The sequence below is a fragment of the Synechococcus sp. H60.2 genome (assembly GCF_047462315.1).
Lineage (GTDB): Bacteria > Cyanobacteriota > Cyanobacteriia > Thermostichales > Thermostichaceae > Thermostichus.
Genome location: NZ_JANSIZ010000032.1, coordinates 11939 through 30558 on the forward strand (window position 1 = coordinate 11939; position 18620 = coordinate 30558).

Annotated in this window: 12 protein-coding genes, 1 tRNA gene and 1 pseudogene; 1 reads left to right on the forward strand and 13 read right to left on the reverse strand. The window is 59.8% G+C overall.

Features of this window, described 5'->3' with window-relative positions; translation table 11 throughout:
* Positions 1-313: 313 nt before the first annotated feature.
* Positions 314-1552, reverse strand: a complete 1239-nt coding sequence (gene ispG, locus NW845_RS06795) for a (E)-4-hydroxy-3-methylbut-2-enyl-diphosphate synthase (RefSeq protein WP_414364860.1) — start codon at positions 1550-1552, stop codon at positions 314-316.
* Between the two features lie 64 nt (positions 1553-1616).
* Positions 1617-2855, reverse strand: a pseudogene (locus NW845_RS06800) (RNA-guided endonuclease InsQ/TnpB family protein).
* 373 nt (positions 2856-3228) lie between these two features.
* On the opposite strand from NW845_RS06800, the gene NW845_RS06805 reads away from it, so the two are divergent.
* On the forward strand, positions 3229-3630 hold the full coding sequence (locus NW845_RS06805) for a septal ring lytic transglycosylase RlpA family protein (RefSeq protein WP_414364939.1): 402 nt from the start codon (positions 3229-3231) through the stop codon (positions 3628-3630).
* A 309-nt stretch (positions 3631-3939) separates the two neighbouring features.
* Here the strand turns inward: NW845_RS06805 and NW845_RS06810 are convergent, their stop codons facing one another.
* From NW845_RS06810 to NW845_RS06860, 11 genes are all read right to left on the reverse strand, one after another.
* A complete protein-coding gene (locus NW845_RS06810; protein ID WP_414364937.1) occupies positions 3940-4152 on the reverse strand; it encodes a hypothetical protein in 213 nt (70 codons plus the stop codon).
* A 186-nt stretch (positions 4153-4338) separates the two neighbouring features.
* Positions 4339-4944, reverse strand: coding sequence for a precorrin-6Y C5,15-methyltransferase subunit CbiT (gene cbiT / locus NW845_RS06815; protein ID WP_414364935.1), 606 nt, complete (start codon positions 4942-4944; stop codon positions 4339-4341).
* 159 nt (positions 4945-5103) lie between these two features.
* A tRNA-Thr gene (locus tag NW845_RS06820) sits at positions 5104-5176 on the reverse strand.
* Between the two features lie 88 nt (positions 5177-5264).
* Complete coding sequence (gene lnt / locus NW845_RS06825) at positions 5265-6812, reverse strand: apolipoprotein N-acyltransferase (RefSeq protein WP_414377689.1); 1548 nt, start codon at positions 6810-6812, stop codon at positions 5265-5267.
* Between the two features lie 190 nt (positions 6813-7002).
* Positions 7003-7662, reverse strand: coding sequence for a DUF305 domain-containing protein (locus tag NW845_RS06830; RefSeq protein WP_414377692.1), 660 nt, complete (start codon positions 7660-7662; stop codon positions 7003-7005).
* A gap of 119 nt (positions 7663-7781) precedes the next feature.
* Positions 7782-13130: a response regulator gene (locus NW845_RS06835; RefSeq protein ID WP_414377694.1), complete on the reverse strand. Its 5349-nt coding sequence runs from the start codon at positions 13128-13130 to the stop codon at positions 7782-7784.
* A 179-nt stretch (positions 13131-13309) separates the two neighbouring features.
* Complete coding sequence (locus NW845_RS06840; protein WP_414377695.1) at positions 13310-15745, reverse strand: methyl-accepting chemotaxis protein; 2436 nt, start codon at positions 15743-15745, stop codon at positions 13310-13312.
* Between the two features lie 334 nt (positions 15746-16079).
* On the reverse strand, positions 16080-16598 hold the full coding sequence (locus tag NW845_RS06845) for a CheW domain-containing protein (RefSeq protein ID WP_414364927.1): 519 nt from the start codon (positions 16596-16598) through the stop codon (positions 16080-16082).
* Positions 16599-16708: 110 nt separating this feature from the next.
* Complete coding sequence (locus NW845_RS06850; RefSeq protein ID WP_414364926.1) at positions 16709-17074, reverse strand: response regulator transcription factor; 366 nt, start codon at positions 17072-17074, stop codon at positions 16709-16711.
* Positions 17071-17457 carry a response regulator gene (locus tag NW845_RS06855; protein ID WP_414364951.1) on the reverse strand — a complete coding sequence of 129 codons (387 nt, stop codon included), beginning with the start codon at positions 17455-17457 and terminating at the stop codon, positions 17071-17073. The genes NW845_RS06850 and NW845_RS06855 overlap by 4 nt, the downstream gene beginning before the upstream one ends.
* Positions 17458-17514: 57 nt before the next feature.
* Positions 17515-18620 (reverse strand): RNA-guided endonuclease InsQ/TnpB family protein (locus tag NW845_RS06860; protein ID WP_414377696.1); only part of this gene is annotated, 1106 nt, incomplete at its 5' end.

The window sequence follows — 18620 nt, forward strand, 5'->3', positions numbered from 1 at the left end:
CGGAGCTGTTCAACCCGTCTTTTTAGACTAGCAGGCAAAGAGACTTGCTGGTGGGCTGCTGCCCTCTCTTTTGTTTTAGCTAGTGGGGGTACAGGGGTGGATAAGCTCCGCACTGTACCTGCAAGGTTAGCGTCGGGATACAGCCACCCCCGCAAGGATGTGTTACACCAGTCGTGGTTATACAAAGCGGCGTTGCCGGAATCTGGTACAACCGCGCGGTAGGACATCCCGTGTCTGCTCGTGGAGAGACTACAAGACCCCGTTGAAGTGAGAGGTCTATTCCCCATGCGCTAGCACGAGGGTCAGGAGTGTGTCACTTACTTGGGCTTCCTTCTGGAGGATCCACCCACCGCCCATCGGCTTTGATGAGCTCAATCAGCGCCTGGACGCCCTCCGACTCCGGCACCTTCTTTACCTCCTCCTTGCCGCGGTAGAGGGAGATGTAGCCGGGGGTTTTCCCCACATAGCCGTAGTCGGCGTCAGCCATCTCCCCCGGCCCGTTGACAATGCAGCCCATGACGGCAATGTCGAGGCCCACCAAGTGCTGGGTTGCAGCCCGCACTTTCTGCAGTACTTCCTCCAAGTTAAACAGGGTGCGGCCACAGGAGGGGCAGGCCACATATTCCACCATGGTCTTGCGCAGGTTGAGGGCCTGCAAGATGCCGTAGGCCACCGGGATCTCTTTTTCCGGCGCTTCGGTTAGGGAAACCCGAATGGTGTCACCGATCCCCTCGGCCAGAAGCGTCCCGATCCCCACTGCCGATTTGATGCGGCCATATTCTCCATCGCCGGCCTCGGTCACCCCCAAGTGGAAGGGGTAGTTCAGGCCCAAGGCATCGAAGCGGCGGGCGGCCAGCCGGTAAGCAGCCAACATCACCTGCGGACGGGAAGCTTTGAAGGAGAGAACCACGTTGTGGAAGTCTTGCTCGGCGCAAATCTCGGCATATTCTAGGGCCGACTCCACCATGCCCTCGGGAGTATCTCCATAGATGAAGAGCATGCGCTCCGCCAGGGATCCGTGGTTGACACCGATGCGCAGGGCTTTGTTCTGGGCTTTGAGGGTCTGCACCAGGGGGGTGAAGGTTTCGCGGATCTTGTTGCGGATGGCCTCCAGTTCGGCTTGGGTGTACTCGGTGCGACCGGGCTGCGGCTTTTCTAGGACGAACAGCCCCGGGTTGATGCGCACCTTGTCCACGTACTGGGCAACCTCCAGGGCGATCTTGATGCCGTTGTGGTGTACATCGGCCACCAGCGGCACCGGCCTGTAGGTTTGGATCAGCTTGTCCCGAATCGCCTCCATCGCCTTGGCATGGGCCATGCTGGGAACGGTAACCCGCACGATCTCCGAACCTGCCTCGTGCAGACGACGGATGGCCGCCACCGCTGCCTCGATGTCAAGGGTGTCTTCGTTGATCATGGATTGCACCACCACCGGGTGCTGGCTACCGATCAACACGTTGCCTACGGCTACGGTGCGGGTAGGACGACGGGGGTAGACTGGTTCTGGGTAGGGCTGCTGAGAGGGCGCGTTGGGCCGATCCAGGGTTTGCATGGCTTGCTAAGCGGAAAAGGTCTGCTCTAGCTTGATTGTAGGGTAAACTACCCGGCCCCGACCGCTAAGCGGTACGAGCGGGCTTAAGCGCTACGCGCCGCTGACGCGAAGGGTAGCCCTGCAGTTGGCAAGCCAACCACGGACTTCCAGGCCGGTTTACAGCGGCCCCCAAAAGGGCAATCCCGTTAGCACCGTTCAAATCTGCATCCCCTTCCCAGCCACAAGCCGGGTTGACACAGCGAAAATGCTTCCCTTCCCGCCGCCCAATCCACAAACACCGGTGACAAGTTTGCTAAGTGTAGGCAGGCGGTACTACCACCACCTCCACCCCCGCTCTTGCTGCCTTGTAGTGCACAAACTGTCTCCACTGGGAGAACGCCCAACTGTTTGCTCGTCGCCGCTCCGTCTTGCTGCGCGGCTGTTCGTTGGTACGTTCTCTCATCCCAGTCCAGTCCTCCAAGGCAATAAAGCTGTGGGTGGCCTGGGCCCTAGCAACAATCGCTAAGGACTCCGTCCCGCTGACGCGAGTGGCGATGCAGTGATTCACCCAAGCTTGAAAGCGTCTCTCCCGACCAGACAGCCGTTGCAGCAGCTCCCGACACCTGCGCCGAGTGCTGCGTGGGCCCTTACCGGCCTTGCGTTGCAGAGCCGCTCTCAAGCGGGAGTAGTGGTCTCTGACCCGGTTCAACTGCTGTCCATTCCAGTGGTCTCCCTCAGAGGTATGGGCAATATCTCTCCTACCCAAGTCCACCCCAATCGCCTTAGCAGTGTCTCGTGGCTCCGGTGGGTCCTGCTCCACGCAAATCTGGATGTAGTAAGAACCATCTTTGCGTTTGATGAGCGTGGCCGATTTGGGATTGGTGCCTGCCAACACGCCCCGCTGGTAGTTGCCCATTGCCAATTCAAAGCGTTCCCGCCCCTCAACGGTGGTCAGCGACACCGTCCAGTCTTTTTCCCGGAAAGAGAAGATGCGGGCATCGTAGGTAACAAATCCGCCCTTGAACGCTTTAACTGAACGGTTTTTCTGTTGGGCAATCTTACGTGCAGCGGCCAACCTTCTTCTGCACACCTGTTGTGCCAGGTTGCTGGATAGTCCAAAGCGGGTACGAATTTCGCGGTAGCAGAGCGATTGGAGCTTGACGGCGTTGACTATCTTCTCTGGCGTGCTTTGGTTGACCCAGTAAGGCCTCCGGCCCGCTGGCGCGAGCAAGGCTCGCGCAAAAGCATCAAGTGTCGCCTCCAGCTTGGCGGCTTGCGACACAGACACCTTGAGCTTGCAGGAGATAGTCAGGACTTGGGCCATGTCACAGTTATCCGTCGTCCGCATTCCTCCCGCCCCTGACCGGCCCCCCTCCCCCCGTATACGGGGGTACAGGGCGGGGCTCCTGCGGTTTCTAGCTGAAAAGGCAGCCCACCCCAGGAGCCTGCTGGAAACACTCTAGCTCAGCCCCTAATGAAGCCTGCAGAATGTAGAGAACTATGTAGAAATTGATACAGTGGTTTGCATTTCTCCGGGATCCCCTCGCCCCACGGAGCCGGGCCGGATTCTAGGAGCATTGCCCCCACCCAAGCCTACTGACTTCAGCCGAAGGATCCCTCTGGGGAACCCGGGATCGGTGGGGCTCGTCAGTGTATTCCCGGACACGTTTTTGGGAGACTTTGACGAGGAAAAACGGATGATCGATTGGTTGACCGGTGCTTTGATTGCATTGTTGCCGCCTGTTCCAGGGGAAGGGGAACACATGGTGGTGAGCCACTATGGCCAATTGCCTCCTGGCCAGAGCTGGAATCGACTCAAGGATGGCAGCGTCTTTCGACCTGAGCAGGACTTTGTTGCCGCCCATCGCACTTTGCCCATTGGCACGCGCTTGTTGTTGACCAATCCCGAGGATCCCAGGCGCAGAGTGGTGGTGGATGTTCTGGATCGGGGCCCCTTTGTTCGCGGTCGAGATCTGGACATTTCGACGGCTGCCGCTCGTGAGCTAGGCATTTACGAGCAGGGAGTGGCGAAAGTAGAGGTGCGTCTGTTGCCTCCCCAGGAAGTTCCTCTCTCCGGCCTTTTGATGAGCCTAAGGTAGAAATTGCTGGGCAAAAATAACTACTAGAATCGGCTCCCGATGGGGAGAATCTGCCAGGATAAACGACTCCCGACACTCATCTTCGTTGAGTAAACACAACTCATCAAATAGAGTACGGGCTTCACGCTTCACAGACTTGTTTGTACAGAGGTCTCAGCGTGCTGCTACCGTGCGACCCACGGCGAGAAACTCTCCAGAGATTTAACTTGTTCGCCTCAATTGCAGCACGAATGGCTTTCATCGCGACACTGATTGGCTCTTGAGCCAACACAATTCACCAATACAGTGCGGGGCTTCCCGCCGATTAAGCTAAATGCCTGAAGATTTGCTGGGCTGGTTTTCTGCTTCTTGTCTGCGGCGATCGCCAATGCCACAGTCGCCGCAGCATTCGGGTCGCTTGAAGTCGTCCCAATGGATGCAGGCCCGGCAGCCCTTCAGCATTTCCGGCCAGCGCTCTCGAATCAATAGTTGTCGCAGCCTCACTTCTCGTGATTCGGGAAAGGGGTGTCGCAATCCATCCATGGCCCTGGGATCCGCAGCTCTCTGTCTCTGGTATAAGAGCAAATGGAAGTCTGCAATCTAGAAATATCGGCATAGCTTAAGGTTTGCACTTTGCCCATCTCTGGAGAGCTTGGGCTAGCTCAATTTTCTTGAGCTCATTACTTTTCGAAGGGATTTGCAAAAAATGTAAACGATTTCTTATGAGATTTAGCTGGATTTTTCCCCGCTTAACACAAAGGTGGGATCCAAAGGCAGCAACAGTTGGGTGCGACCGCGGTGTTCCAGGCGGTTCACGGCCGATTGGATCACCTCCACATGATGAGCTCGCACGGCAGCCAGCCCGGTAGAGAGGCCGTAGAGCCCCTCCAGAGAGTTGGTGGTTGCCACAATCCTGCCGTTGGGCTTGAGATGGTTCCAGGAGGCCTCCAGGATCTCCCGTAGGGGATGGCCGCCTTCGATACAGATGCGATCGGGGGGCGGAGAGAGCTGGTGCAAGCAAGCGGGGGCAGTGCCCTGGATTACCTGCACGTTGTTGAGGCCGAATTTCTCGCAGTTGCTCTCGATCAGGCTGACCACCTCTGCATCTCGCTCAATGGCGATCACCTGAGCTTTGGGGCAGAGAATGGCCGCTTCGATGGCGATGGTGCCTGTCCCGGCGCCGATATCCCACAGGCAGTGGTCTTCCCCCAAGCGCAACTGGCTTAGCACCAGCACGCGCACCTCGCGGGGGCTCATCGGGATCCCCGGGATCCGCTCAAAGGCAGAGTCCGGGATCCCTGGGGTGCGGTAGGGCCAAGAGAAGGGGGTTGCCATCGCCAAAGACCGCTGCCGCGAAAATGGCCATCTTCCTCAGCATAAGGCGAAGGCCCAACCGACTGGCTATGCTCTTTATGTCCTCCTGCAGGGAGAGGGGATCCCCGCTCTAGGCCAACCTAGGGCAGAAGTCCCCCTGAGGGCCGCACAAAGCTCCAAAGCTGATGATCGGACTCGAACCGATGACCTGCTCATTACGAGTGAGCTGCTCTACCGACTGAGCTACATCAGCAATTGTCGATACCCCCACATCCCTTTGTTCGGCCAGTTCAGCAGCGCAAACTGGGAACGCGGGACGGTAAAGCCGACTTGGATTCGTGTTAAGGCCTATCTATCCTAGCGCATCCTTGCCTTGCTCGGGATCCCCAGGGCCACAATCCCAAAGAGAGACCCAAGGTCAGCCAGGCCAGCCAGTCGCCTGTGCGCGTGTAGAAGGTGACCTGAGATTGCCGCCTGACCTCTCCGCTGACCACCCCGCGCTGAAAAATCGGGCCCACCCGTTGCATTCGACCGGAGGGATCCACCACTAGATTGCCGCCGGTGTTGTTGACGAAGACCACGCTGCGCCGGTTTTCAACCGCCCGGAAAACCGAGAGCCGCCCGTGGAGCAGCGGCCAGTGGCTGTTGCCAAACCAGCTATCGTCCGAGATGACAATCAAGGACTCGGCTCCCGCGCGGGTCAGAGCTCGGCTGGGGGCAGGCAGAACGCTCTCCAGGCAGATCATCACCCCCAAAGGCCCAAACAGCTCTCCTCCCGCCAGCGGCCGATAGCCATCGGGGGAGGGCACGTAGCGCCCTGACTCAAAGTAGGGGAAGATCCACTGCTTGCCAAACCAATCCAGCACCCGGCCCTGGGCGTCAAAGAGGAGGGCGGTGTTGAAAAACCGTTGCTCCTCCTCCGGCAGGTGAACTGTGCGGGGATCCGGCTCCGTGGCTCCCGTAATCAAGGCCCCTTCCGGGGGGAGGATGGCTTGCATCGGCTCGATCACATAGGGTTGCAGGGGGGTGTTCAGCAACCGGGCCCGCAGCGCTCCTTCCGGCCAGATCACCAACTGCGCTCCCTCAGCCACCGCCTGGGCCGAAAGCTGGTGCAGCTCCCGGTAGCGCTGGCTGCGGTAGTCCCAACTGCGATCCGCCTCCAGCCAGGCCACCTGCTGCACCGCCCCCACGCGAAAGCTGGGAGCCCCTTCCGCCGCCAAAGCATCAAAGTAGGCCAGCCGTAGGCTGCCGTAGGCCAAGACTAGCCCCCCCAGACCTAGGCCGCAGGCCAGCGTGCGCCGGATAGCGGGGTTCTTGGCCCCAGCGCCAAGTGCTCCCCTTAAGGATCCCTCCGCCCTCCACTGGCGGCAGAGCTGCTCGGCCAGCTGCCAAACCACGCCGTTGACGAACACAGCAAAAAAGGTCACTCCCCAGATCCCAGTGAGATCGGCAATTTGGATCCCGAGGGGCCAGTCAAAGAGCAGGGATCCCCAGTGGAAGGGAATCGGCCAGCGGAGCAGACCCAGCAGCCCATCCAGCCCTGTCCAGACCGTGGCCACCCCTAGGGGACGGGCCCAGGGGGGAAGTGGTTGGCTCAACTGCAAACTTAAGACTGTGGCCGTTGTGAAAAACAGAGGGATCAGGGGGGCCACCACTGCTCCCCCTAGGATCTCCCAGGCGCTGAGTACTTGAAGGGAGAAGGGATCCACCCAGAAGGCGTACAGGCACACCCAAAACCACAGGCCATAGGCCAAACGCCAGCGCCCCCACCCCTGTCGTTGTTCGCAAAGGTGAAACAGGGGCGCTAGGCCCAGCAGTGCCCCTGGGAACCAGTGCAACCAGCGGTTGGGGGATCCCAGGCACAGCAGCAAAACGGTTAACCCCGCCAACCCTCGGGATCCTGGGTTTTGGCGAACCGGTGGGAGCAAATCTAACTGTTGAGGGAGGGAGGGCAGCTCTAGGGCCATTGGCAATGCAGGAGAATCCCTTGGGTACTGGGGACAGCAGCAAGAGCCGACCTTGCTTGCCTCCCCTCATCTTCCCAGACCCTGCTGAAGCTTGCCAACTGTCCCAGCAGCCCTACTGCGGATACCACCGCTGTTGCCAGGCCCGCATTTGCTCAATCTCTACCTGCTGGGTGGTAACAATGGCTGTTGCCAGTTGCCGGATCTCAGGGCGCTTGGATTTTTCCAGAGCCTCTTGGGCCATAGCTAGCGCCCCCTCGTGGTGCTGAATCATAGCTTTCAGAAAGCGCAGGTCAAACTTGGGGTCAGCGGATCCCAGGTCGGTATCCATGCGCATGGCGGCAGCCATCTCCGGCGTCATGGTCATCTGGTGGCCCATCTCCTCATGCCACATCACGGGCTCCTGGGGAGCTTGCGGGTACCAACTCAGCCGCCAGCCTTGCATCTGCTTGATTTCTTGGCTTTGCGCTGCCACAATGGCCCTGGCCAACTGAAGAATTTCCCGCCGCCGGGATTTTTGCAGAGCCTCTGCGGCCATGCTCACCGCTCCCTCGTGGTGGAGGATCATCGCATCCAGAAACCGCAGATCGAAGGATTCGTCGGCAGGGCCTAGGCTAATCCGATGAGCTCTATCGCTTGAGAGCTCTCCCTTGTTCTCATGAGCAGTTGCCTCTGGCTCCAGCTCCCTGCCAACCCAGAGAGTGTCCAGGACAAGCCCACCAGCCAGGATGAGAGCCCAGATAGTTAGGTGCATCACCGCTTCCTCCGAAGACAACAGGTCAATATCCTACGCCCTCCAGTCCCCTCTAGAGTCAAGCCCTTTGGCGACCCTGCCAGCCAGAGTGGGATCCCTTAGCTTGGTGCCCCCATCTGGGCACCCCTGGCGTCGCCAGTTCAGGAAGTGGGGTTGGGTGTCAACAACTGCTCCCCTTGCAACATGCGAGCGGCAGCGCTGAACAACTCTTCCTCCAAGTAGGGCTTGGTGAAGTAGGCAGTGGCTCCCAGCTCCCGGGCTGTCTGCCGGTGCCGTTCTGCCCCCCTTGAGGTAAGCATAGCTACCGGAATATGCTTGAGGTTGCTGTCTGCCCGTATGCGGGAGAGCAACTCCAGGCCGTCCATGCGCGGCATCTCGATGTCGCAGAAGATGAGATCGCAGCGCAAGCCACCGCGAAGCTTTTCCCAGGCGTCCTGTCCATCGCGGGCTTGCTCCACCCGGTAGCCCACCTTTTGGAAGGACATGGAGAGCAGCTCCCGCACCGCAATCGAGTCATCCACAATGAGCACCGTGGTTTGATGGGTTTCCTCGGCACGTGGCTCCGCAGCGCGACGCTCTGCCCAGAGGCGGCTGAGATCGCGACGGCGGCCTTGGGCCATATCCACCAGTTCAAGGACATCAGCAATGGGCAGCACGCGACCATTGCCCAGCACCGTTGCCCCAGAAATGCCAGGTGGTTTGGGCACAGGCCCGCGCAATTGCTTGATCACGATTTCCTGCTCTTCCACAAAGCTGTCCACCTGCAGGGCAAGGTACTGGCCGGCACTTTGGAGGACAACAATGGGGATGATGCCCTCATCCTGGGCAACGCTGTAGACCTCGGAGCGGCTGCGGCTGTGGCTGCGGCTGTAGGACAACAGATTCGAGAGGGGATGGAAGGCAAGGCCTTGATCCCGCCAGGGAATGGAGGGCCGCCCCTGTTCATCCGGCTGCACCTCATCGACGGGAACATCCAGCATTTCCTCCACACCGTCGAGAGGAAAGGCGATCAGGGCTTTGTCGCTGACACACACCATCGCCTTGGAAATGCTTAAGGTAAGCGGCAGGCGGATGGTAAAAGTGGTGCCTTTGCCGCGCACGGAATCCACTTGGATGCTGCCGCGCAGATCGGTGATGTTGCGGCGCACCACATCCAAGCCAACCCCCCGCCCGGCCAGGTCGTCCACCTCGCTGGCCTCACGGCTGCTAAAGCCGGGGTGGAAGAGGACGTTGAATACTTCGTCTTCGGTTGCCTGCTCTGACAGCAGCCCCAGCCTTTGCGCCTTGGCCTTGATTTTCTCCACCGGGATGCCGGCGCCATCGTCGGCGACAACGATGATTGTCTGGTTGCCTTGGTAGAAGGCCCTGACGGTGATCTTGCCTTCAGGGGGCTTGCCCAAGCGGCGCCGCTCCTCAGGGGGCTCGATCCCGTGCACCAGGGCGTTGTTCACCAGGTGGGTCATCGGGTCGGAAAGCTCTTCCAGGATGGCTTTGTCGATGAGGGTGTCGCGGCCTTCCACCACCAGGCTGGCCTGTTTGCCCGTTTTGATGGAAAGATCACGGACGGCGCGGGGCAGGCGGTCGGCAATTTGCGCGAAGGGCACCATGCGCGCCCGGTTCAGGCCTTCTTGCAGTTGGGTGGTGACCTGGCGGAATTGGCGGGTGATCTGCTCTGCCTCATCCACCGCAAACTCGATGTCGGAGGAAGACTCGCGTACCCGCACGATGAGCTCAATGATCTCCTGGGCCAGAGTGTGGAAGGTCGTAAACTGATCCATCTCCAACTTGTCGAACTCTTGGCCTATGGAGTGCCCCACCCGCCCCCGAGTAGATTCCTCGCCGTTCCGGCCGAACCCCACCGTTGCCGCGCTGCTGCGGCTGGAGAACAGCGCCGCTTCCAGCAACGAGCGGTCGTACTGATCCCGCATGCGCTGGCCCAGCTCCCCTAGCTGTTGCACCCGGCCCAATAGGCCATCCAGAAACTGGCGCAGGCGAGTTTGGTTTTGCTCCATGCTGTTGCGGATGACCACCAGCTCTCCCACCAAGTTGTTGATGGAGTCGAGGTGGCGCACCTCCACCCGCATCACAGGGTTGCTGAGAGCAGATCGCCGTGGGGTCGGTGGGGTTGGGGTAGCCGGTGCCGTGGGGGCGGCTGTTGCCGGAGCGGGAGTTGCCGGGGCAGTGGCAACAGCGGGCGGAGAAGGCGCCGGCGCTGCTGCAGAGGCCTGGGGGGCAACCTCGAGATCGCCTAGGAGGGATTCCAGTTGGGCTGCGAAATCATCGGCGACCTCGCTGCTCACGGCTGCAGGGGATCCCACAATAGGAGCGATGACCTCTTCCAGCTCAGGCGGCACCGCTGGTTCGGCGGCATCGAAGAGGGCAGCCAAATCGTCCAAACTTGGCGCAGGAGAGGCTTCCGGCGCTTCTTCCTCCAAGGGCCGCATCTCATCTGGGGAAACGGTCGCGCTCTGGGCAGCCAAGAATTCATCCTCTGTGAACAGGCTTTCCAGTTGGCTGGCCAAATCGTCCTCTGCCGGCTGAGGATCCCTGTCCTGCTCTGGGGCAGCCACAAGCGGCTTGGGCAGGGACACTTCAGCCAGACTGCTTGCCTGGAAAGCTTCTGTGTTGCTTAGGGAGACGGCGGCGTCGGGGAGTAGGTCTTCTTGGGTGCTCGCCGCTTCGGCAAGGAACTGGCTTAGCTCCTCCAGATCCACCTGGCCGTCGCCATCGGTATCCAGAGCCGAAAGGGATCCCCCAATCGCCGCACCTAGCCCTTCGGTATCAGGCTCCTCGGCAAAGAGAGCCTCGAGGCGGTCGAAGGACTCCGCGGGCTGCCCCTCCGGATAGAGAGCTCCTTCCTGAACCGGGAAGAGGTTCTCCAAAAGAGCCCAGTCCTGGGCTTCTGCCGCATCCCCAGTGCCCGGGGCGTCCTCCAGTGTCTCCCCGGCGAAGAGATCGGCTAGGCCCAGCTTCGCCCCCAGGTCTGGGGTTTCCGCTGCCGTCGGCTCATCGGAAGGGGCCAAGACGCTCTCCGGCGCAGCGGCAAATCCCTCCAAAGCAAGCGAAGATTCCTCAGCGAAGAGGTTTTCAAGCTGCTCAACTGCGGCCACGCCAAAGTCGGCGATGCCAAAAGAGGGTTCAGGAGCCGCCTCGAAAGATGTGGAAGGTTCGCTGGCTTCTTCTAGGCTCGACCAGGCCTGATCCGCTGCCGAGACAAGGCCCTCCAGGCTGCCTTCAGCAGCAGAGTCCAAAAATGTCAGGGATCCCGTCTCATCGGGAACAGAAAAGTCCTCAGGCCAGAGGTCGGCAGAGAACTCGGCCCGCAAGTCTGCTGCCGCCTCCCCATCCCCAGGGATCGGCTGGAGGGACGAAGACAACTCCTCTGCCCAGAGATCCGCCTCCGGCCCACTGTCGGGAGCAGCCCCAAGGTCAGGCAACTGGGACAGCTCCTGCAGAGGAGAACTCTCTACTGCAAGCTCCTCGAGCTCGAACAAGGCCTCCACTCCGGCACTTGCAGCTTCGTCTGCAGCCGGGGCTTCCTCGAGGCTTGCCGCAGCAACTTGGGCCGCCAGAGGGACATCCCAGACGGCCTGACTTGTTTCCTCGGCCCCTCTCAGCTCGGTAGGCTCGACAGAGGCCAGCTCTGCTGCCGCTTCGTCCACTACTTCGGCAAACAGCTCCGCCAAATCCGTTTCCCCTCTCCCCTCTTCTGGGCTCAGCTCCTCGAACACCTGCGAGAAAGGCTCAGGGGAAGGAGGGATCAGCTCCGGCGGTGGCTCCTCAATATCGGATAGCTGCTCTGCGTTGGCAAACAGCTCGTCAAAGGCGGAGGAGGCTTCTGCTTCCAGACTTAAAGGAGTCGCTTCGAAGTCGCTTGAGCCAAAGCCTAGCCTGTCCTGCGACCCGTCGAGTACTGCTGCAGCTTCTTCCGGCGCGGCGACGCCCTCTTGGGCAAGGTCGGCGGCTGCTTGCCAGTCTTCCTCGGTCAAAGTCTCGGTGGACATCTCCGACCAGCTCAGACCTGGGCTCTCCTCGCCTGCCAGGACACCGTCCATCTCCCAAGGGGACGGCGGCTGCCCGACCAGCAGATCCCAGGCCGCCTCCACGCTCTCCGACCCCTCCGCTTGCAGGGTTGCTTCGACGGGGGTCGCCTCTTCTGATCCAGGTTCCTGGCTCCCCTCGGCTGCAGAGGATTCTTCTGCCGGGATCCCAGCAGCCGCCCAGTCCGCTGGGGCAGCCGTGCTCTCGGGTTCGCGGAAGAGTGGCTCTGGCTCTCCAACAGGGCCCAGGTCGAAGGAGGTGGGGATCCCTGGCTCCTCAAGGGCCGGTGGCACAGGGCGGAAGGCCAATAACTCAGAGGAGGGCTGGATGGTATGCGCTGCTCCGCTGGCCAGAGCCTGGTGAGCCTGTTTCAAATCTCGCAGAACCGGCAGAGCCAGTTGCCGCAAATCCTGGGCGGGATCCGCCAAGATCTCGCCAATTAGGCGGGCTAGGGCTGTCCAGCCACCCAGATCCACAGACTCAGCCTCTCCCACCTCCTGGAGCGATTGAACCAAGCTTTGCAAAGCGGGCCGCGTAGCTGGGTCATCGGGACGTTTGAACAGCTCCAGCATCTGGCGCAACAGGGCTGGGATCCGCTGATGAACCACCACCTCCAAAGGATCTGGGGGTGCAGCGGGAGCCACAGGGTGAGCCAGTTGCTGCAATTCCGCCGAAGCCGCCACCTCTTCGGCTCTCCCCGCCAAGACAAGTTGCTGCCCTTGCTTCAAATCCCGCAAGGCAACCAACGCCAACGTTCGCAGATCGGCGTCGGGGTTGCCCAGGGCTTGCTCGAAGGTTTCGGTTAACTGTTGCCAGCCCACCAGATGATGCACTTGCCCGATCTGCTTGAGAACAGCATTGGCCGCCAGCAACTGCTCGCGAACGCCCGGCTGATCCCCGCGCTTGAACAGCTCCAACATCTGCCGCAACTGCTGCGGCACCACTTCCGCCATCTCTTGTTGTAGAGTGCGGGCTGCTGGTGGCGGGGGGGCAGCCGGAGCAGGTCTAGAGACAGGGCCAGCGCCGAGAAGGCTCTGAATGTAGTTTTCAGTCTCCTGAAAAACTGGCTCCAGTTCCGCCAGCGTCGAGTTGCTGAACTCCTGGGTGAGACCGCGAGGGCTTTGCAGCTCGTCCAAAAGCGCCGTCAGCCCATCAAAAACTCGCAGCAGCAGCGTCTCCAAGTGCTGATCCACCGGCACTTCTCCCAGGCGAGAGCGAAACACGTTGAAGAAATCCTCTAGGCGGTGGGCAGTCTGCTGAATGCTGGTGAGGCCCAGCATGGCTGCTCCGCCTTTGATGGAGTGGGCAGCTCGGAACAACTCGTTGATCAGCTCAGGATCGCTCACGCTGTCCCGCAGGCTGAGGAGCCCCTGCTCGATCGTGGCCAAGTGGTCGCGGGCTTCTTCGATGAAGTAACTGAGGATCCGCTTTTGTGCTTCTTCATTCATGGCAGGAGGTTCCTCCTACAGCCCACAGGTACTCATATCAGTAGTAACAGATCGGACAGGGGAAGCTTTCCCATGCCCGAATTCTGCTTTGCGACAGAGGGATCCTGATGTCCCTGAAGCGCGGCAGCTTCCCATCGGGATCCTTGTCCCTAGGATGCCCGCGAACCGAGCAGATTTGCTCATTCATCCCCCACCCGGAAGCGACCGACAGAAGCTTGCAGCTCGCGAGCGATGCTCACCAACTGTTGCAGCGAGCTGGCTACCTTCTGCGCCTCCTCGGACGTCTCGTTGGCTGTCAGCGCCACTGACTGCATGAGATGGGCTACAGCGCGGGAGGTCTCTGTTTGTTGCACAGTAGCCTGAGAAATCGCCCGCACCAATCCGTCGATCTGGTGGCTGATCTCGATGATCTCATCCAGACTGTTTTTGGCCTGCTCGGCCCGCCTTGTTCCCTCTATAACCACCTGCGTCCCCTCCTCCATGGCTGTCATGACGTTGCTGGTTTCCGACTGGATCTGCAGCACAATCTGCTCAATCTCTTTTGAAGCCTTGGCGGCCCGGTCGGCCAGTTGTCGCACCTCATCCGCCACGATAGCAAAGCCTCGTCCCGCCTCGCCGGCCCGAGCGGCCTCAATACTGGCGTTGAGGGCAAGCAAGTTGGTGCGCGAAGCAATTTGTGAGATCAAAGCCACAATCTTGGAGATCTCCTGCGAGGATTCCGCCAAGCGTTTCACCTTGCGGGTTGTCTCTGCTGCCATTTCCCGAATTTCCAGGATGCTGGCCACCGTGCGATCCACCGCTTCTCCACCCCGGGCAGCCGCTTCTGTGGCCTGGGCAGTGACATTGGCTGCCTCGCGGGCGTTGTTGGCCACCTCTTGAATTGATTCCGTCATCTCCTGAATGGAGTTGAGGGAGTTGGAAATTTCCTCCGCCTGGCGCAAGGCGTCGGCAGAGAGGCTGCGGGCAAAGTCCTCATTCTGCAAAGCAGCGTCGTTGACAGCAGCGGCGGCCCGCTTCACTTGGATCACGATGTCCCGCAAGCTGCGGATGGTCAGGTTGAAAGAGTCGGCGACGGCGCCAAGCACATCGGCAGTGACCTCCGCCCGCACCGTCAAGTCTCCACGGGCTGCCCCCTCCACATCATCCAGGAGGCGAATTACCTGCCGTTGCAAGTCTTCCTTGGCTTGGCCTTGCTCGGCGGCCCGCTGGCTTAGATCGGCAAAATGGGCCTCAAGGGCGGCGGCCATTTGGTTAAAGCTGTTGGCCAAGCGACCCAACTCGTCATCCCCTCTCGCCTCTGCCCTTACGGAGTAATTCCCCTGGGCCAAGGCAGCGAAGTGACTGGACAACTCTTGGACGGTGGAGCGAATGTGTTTGGCACTGCTAGCTGCAAGTACAGCCCCAACTCCTGCGCCGACAACTCCCCCTCCAATTACCCCCCCAATCCAGCGAGCTCCCCCATTGGCCGGGATCCCAAGGCCGATGACCAAGCCAGCAGCCAAACTCACAGCTCCTTGGATCAGCGCCAGCGTCAACTGATTGGCCGTCAGTCGGCTAGGCAGTTCCTGCCCGGGTATGCTAGGGAGAGGAACAGTGAGCGTAGGCAGGCTTGGTACCGTTTTACCCGTCTCTCCTGTCTTGCCCTCCTCGGGATAAAAGGCCGCCGGCTCGCTGCCATCCATGCCGGCCAGTTCGCGATCCAGACGGTCCAGCTCATCGAGCTCGAAAGGGGCGGAGGCAACGCTGGTCGTGTCTTCTTCGGGGGCAGGGATCGGCTCACTCATGGGGGCAGCCAATTCTGTTGGCAAGCTCTCCTCTAGGGATCCCACCTCCTCTTCCGCAAAAGTGGGTAGGGAGAAGCCCATCTCCTCGGGAAAGTCCGCATCGCTAGCCAACTGCGTGATAGAATCGCTGCCTGAATCCTGGAGGTGCTGCTGGTCGAATTCGTTGAGGAAGGCAAAATCGTCATCGACTGCCGGGCCTGTCTGAGGCTGCTCCCTGCCTGCTTGCAAGTCGGTCCCGCCTGGAACCCTCAGTGGCGTTACCTGAGGGTTAGCGGGCAGCGGGTGAGAGAAGGCAAACGGATCCGCAGGCTCCAATTCTAGCCCTGTCTCAAAAGGAGCCGCAAAGCTTTCTTCCTCGCCAAAAGTTATCTCATCAGCGGCAAAGCCGTCGCTTCCCATCGAGAAGGGATCCCGAGCAAAGGGGTCGGCCTCTTGTTCCCTCATCGCCTCAAACTCAAACTGGGGAAAGGGAGCCGCCTCCTGCGCTTGAGGTGGAAACTCCCCTTGAGGTTGGAGGTTGCCTTCCTGCACCGGAGAGGGGACGTCCGCCAGCTCCGGCGCCATCTGCAACAGCTCCTCCAGGCCCCTGCGGGCCGACTCCAGCTCCTCAGGATCGCTGGCCGTCTTGAGGATGGTATCGTAGGTATGGCGGGCTTCCAGCAACTGCCCCGCTTGCTTCTGGGCCGAAGCCAGCAGCAACTTGACAGCAGTATCCTGCGGCTGAGCAGCGGCTACCTGGTTGAACAACCGCACTGCCTCGACGTAGTCTCCCTGCCAAAAGGCGACCATCGCCTCGGTAAAGTCTCTCTGATTGTTCGCGCTCGAAACCATGGACCCTCCTTTCCCTGCTTGGCTACCTCTGTTGCTGCTTCAACCCAAATGCCCAGAACTCACCCAACACCAACCCGCCCAAACCCTTTAGAGTTGTTGGGCTACAGATGGGTTACCTCTCCCAACTGGCTGCCCTGCTCCCAACAAAGAATGGGCTCTTGCCCTCCTTCCGTAAAACATTGGGGTAGCACAGCCATGCTCCCCGGCTGGCCTGGTGCAAATCTCTAGGGAACAAGATCGGCTCCATTCTTTCCATTGTGAATGGCTTTGGAAATTGACTACGATAGAAACTATACATTTCCGCATTTCTGCCGAACTGGCGGCTAGCCATTCCTCACCCCCAACGGTCGGATCTCAGGATGGCCGACTGATCCAGCAGCGGCAAGCGGGCTCCCGTCGCAGGCACCACCCATTCCCCTCGCAAGAAGGGAGCTATCGACTTAGGAGCCACGAGGACAGGCCGCACCGACTCAGTCTTCAGCCACTCCATGCCCACAATTAAATCCACAGCCAGGCCCATCAGCAAATCCTGTTGATCCATTACGGCCACCACAGGGAGCTCGGCGCGGTCGAGGTTGAGGGGCGGGCTGATCCCCAAAAACTGGCCCAGATCCGCAACCCAGATGATTTCGCCCCTCAAGTTCAGAGTGCCCAGCAGAACTGGGGCGACATTCGGCATGGGGGTAATTTTCTCGGGGCCGATGCTCATCACCTCCACAACCGATACCGCGGGCAACGCAAATTCCTCCCCAGTAGCAACCTTGAATTTTAGGAAAAGCTCTCCCTCAGGAGCCTCTATTTCCTGCAATTCTTGGGTCTCATCCCCCATCAATAAGTCCAGATCCCCCAGCATGACGCTCCCCCGTATTGATGGTCTGTGGAGAGGTGGCCACCGCTCCCTTGCCCAGGGCCTAGAGCCCTTTTGGGCTCTGCCGGAAAGCATAGAGGCAGGATGGGCGGTTCCTAGCCTCTCAGTAATTGCTTAATCGTACCCACCAGTTCCTGCGGCTGAAAAGGTTTGGCAATATAGGCATCTGCTCCCTGGCGGAGCCCCCAGTAGCGGTCGAACTCTTCCCCTTTGGAAGAACACATGACAATCGGGGTTTTTTGGGTGAGCGGGTCGGCTTTGAGGAGACGGCACACCTCGTAGCCATTCATACGCGGCATGACAATGTCAAGCACAATCAGGTCGGGTTTGTTTTGCTTCACCGCCTCTATGGCTTCCACCCCATCTCCCACCGTCATCACCTCGAAGCCGTTTTCCTGCAGCAACTTGCTGATCATCTCCCGCTGAGATTGGCTGTCTTCCACCACCAAGACGCGACTCATTTTTGTCTGGTCTCCTTGATCTCCCGCAACTGCTGTTTGATGGTAGCTAGTAGCTCTTGAGGCTTGAAAGGTTTGGTTACATAGGCATCGGCTTGATTGCGCTTAGCCCACTCGATATCAAAGGCTTGATCTTTGGTGGAACACACGACAATGCGGATGTGCTTGGTGCTTTCATCTCCCTTCACTTCCCGGCACACTTCGTAGCCATTCATGCGAGGCATGACGATGTCCAGCACCACCACGTCGGGCTTCTGCTGACGAATGATGTCCATCGCCTCTACACCGTCCATCGCGGTGGAGACTTCCAACCCGTTTTCGGAGAGCAGGTTGGCAATAGTCTCTAGGTAGGTACGGTTGTCATCCACCACCAGCACTTTGCTCATGGTCATCTCGCTCCTGTTGTGTTTTGCGGGTCTGGTCAAATCTAGCGGCTGCGTAAACTACCCGACTCCGACCGCTAAGCGGTACGGAGCAGGCTTAAGCGCTACGCGCCGCTGACGCGAAGGGTAGCCCTGCAGTTGGCAAGCCAACCACGGACCTCCAGGCCGGTTTACAGCGGCCCCCAAAAGTGCAATCCCGTTAGCACTGTTAAAGTCTGCATCTCCCTCCCAGCCACAGGCCGGGTTGACACAGCGAAAATGCTTCCCTTCCCGTTGCCCAAGCCACAAACACCGGTGACAAGTTTGCGAAGTGTAGGCGGGCGATACTAACACCACCTTCACCCCCGCTCTTGCTGCCTTGTAGTGCACAAACTGCCGCAGCTGGGAGAACGCCCAATTGTTTGCTCGTCGCCGCTCCGTCTTGCTGCGCGGCTGTTGATTGGTACGTTCCCTAATTCCAGTCAAGTCCTCCAAGGCAATAAAGCTGTGGGTTGCCAGTGCTCGAGCAACAATAGCTAAGGACTCCGTCCCGCTGACGCGAGTAGAGATGCAGTGGTTCACCCAAGCTTGAAAGCGTCTCTCACGACCAGACAGCCGTTGCAGCAGCTCCCGACATCTCCGCCGAGTGCTGCGTGTGCCCTGACTGGCCTTGCGTTGGAGAAGCGCTCTCAAGCAGGAGTAGCGGTCTCTGACCTGGTTCAACTGCTGTCCATTCCAGTGATCCGCCTCAGAGGTATGAGCAATATCTCTCCTACCCAAATCCATGCCCATTGCCTTGACAGCGTGCTCCGGCTCTGGTGCCTCAGACTCCACGCCAATCTGAATGAAGTAGGAACCGTCTTGGCGTTTGACCAACGTAGCTGCTTTGGGATGAGAACCCGCAAGCATCCCGCGCTGGTAGTGACCTACATCCAGCTCAAAGCGCTCGCGTCCCTCAACGGTGGTCAGTGACACTGTCCAGTCCTTCTCCCGAAAAGAAAAGATGCGGGCACCGTAGGTAACAAAGCCGCTCTTGAACGCTTTGACCGGACGATTCTTTTGCTGGGCAACCTTGCGGGCAGCGGCTAACCTTCTGCCTACCTGTTGTGCCACTCGCGCTAGCGGGACGGAGTCCTTATTGCTGGAGAGCCCAAAGCGGGTACGAATTTCGCGGTAGCAGAGCGATT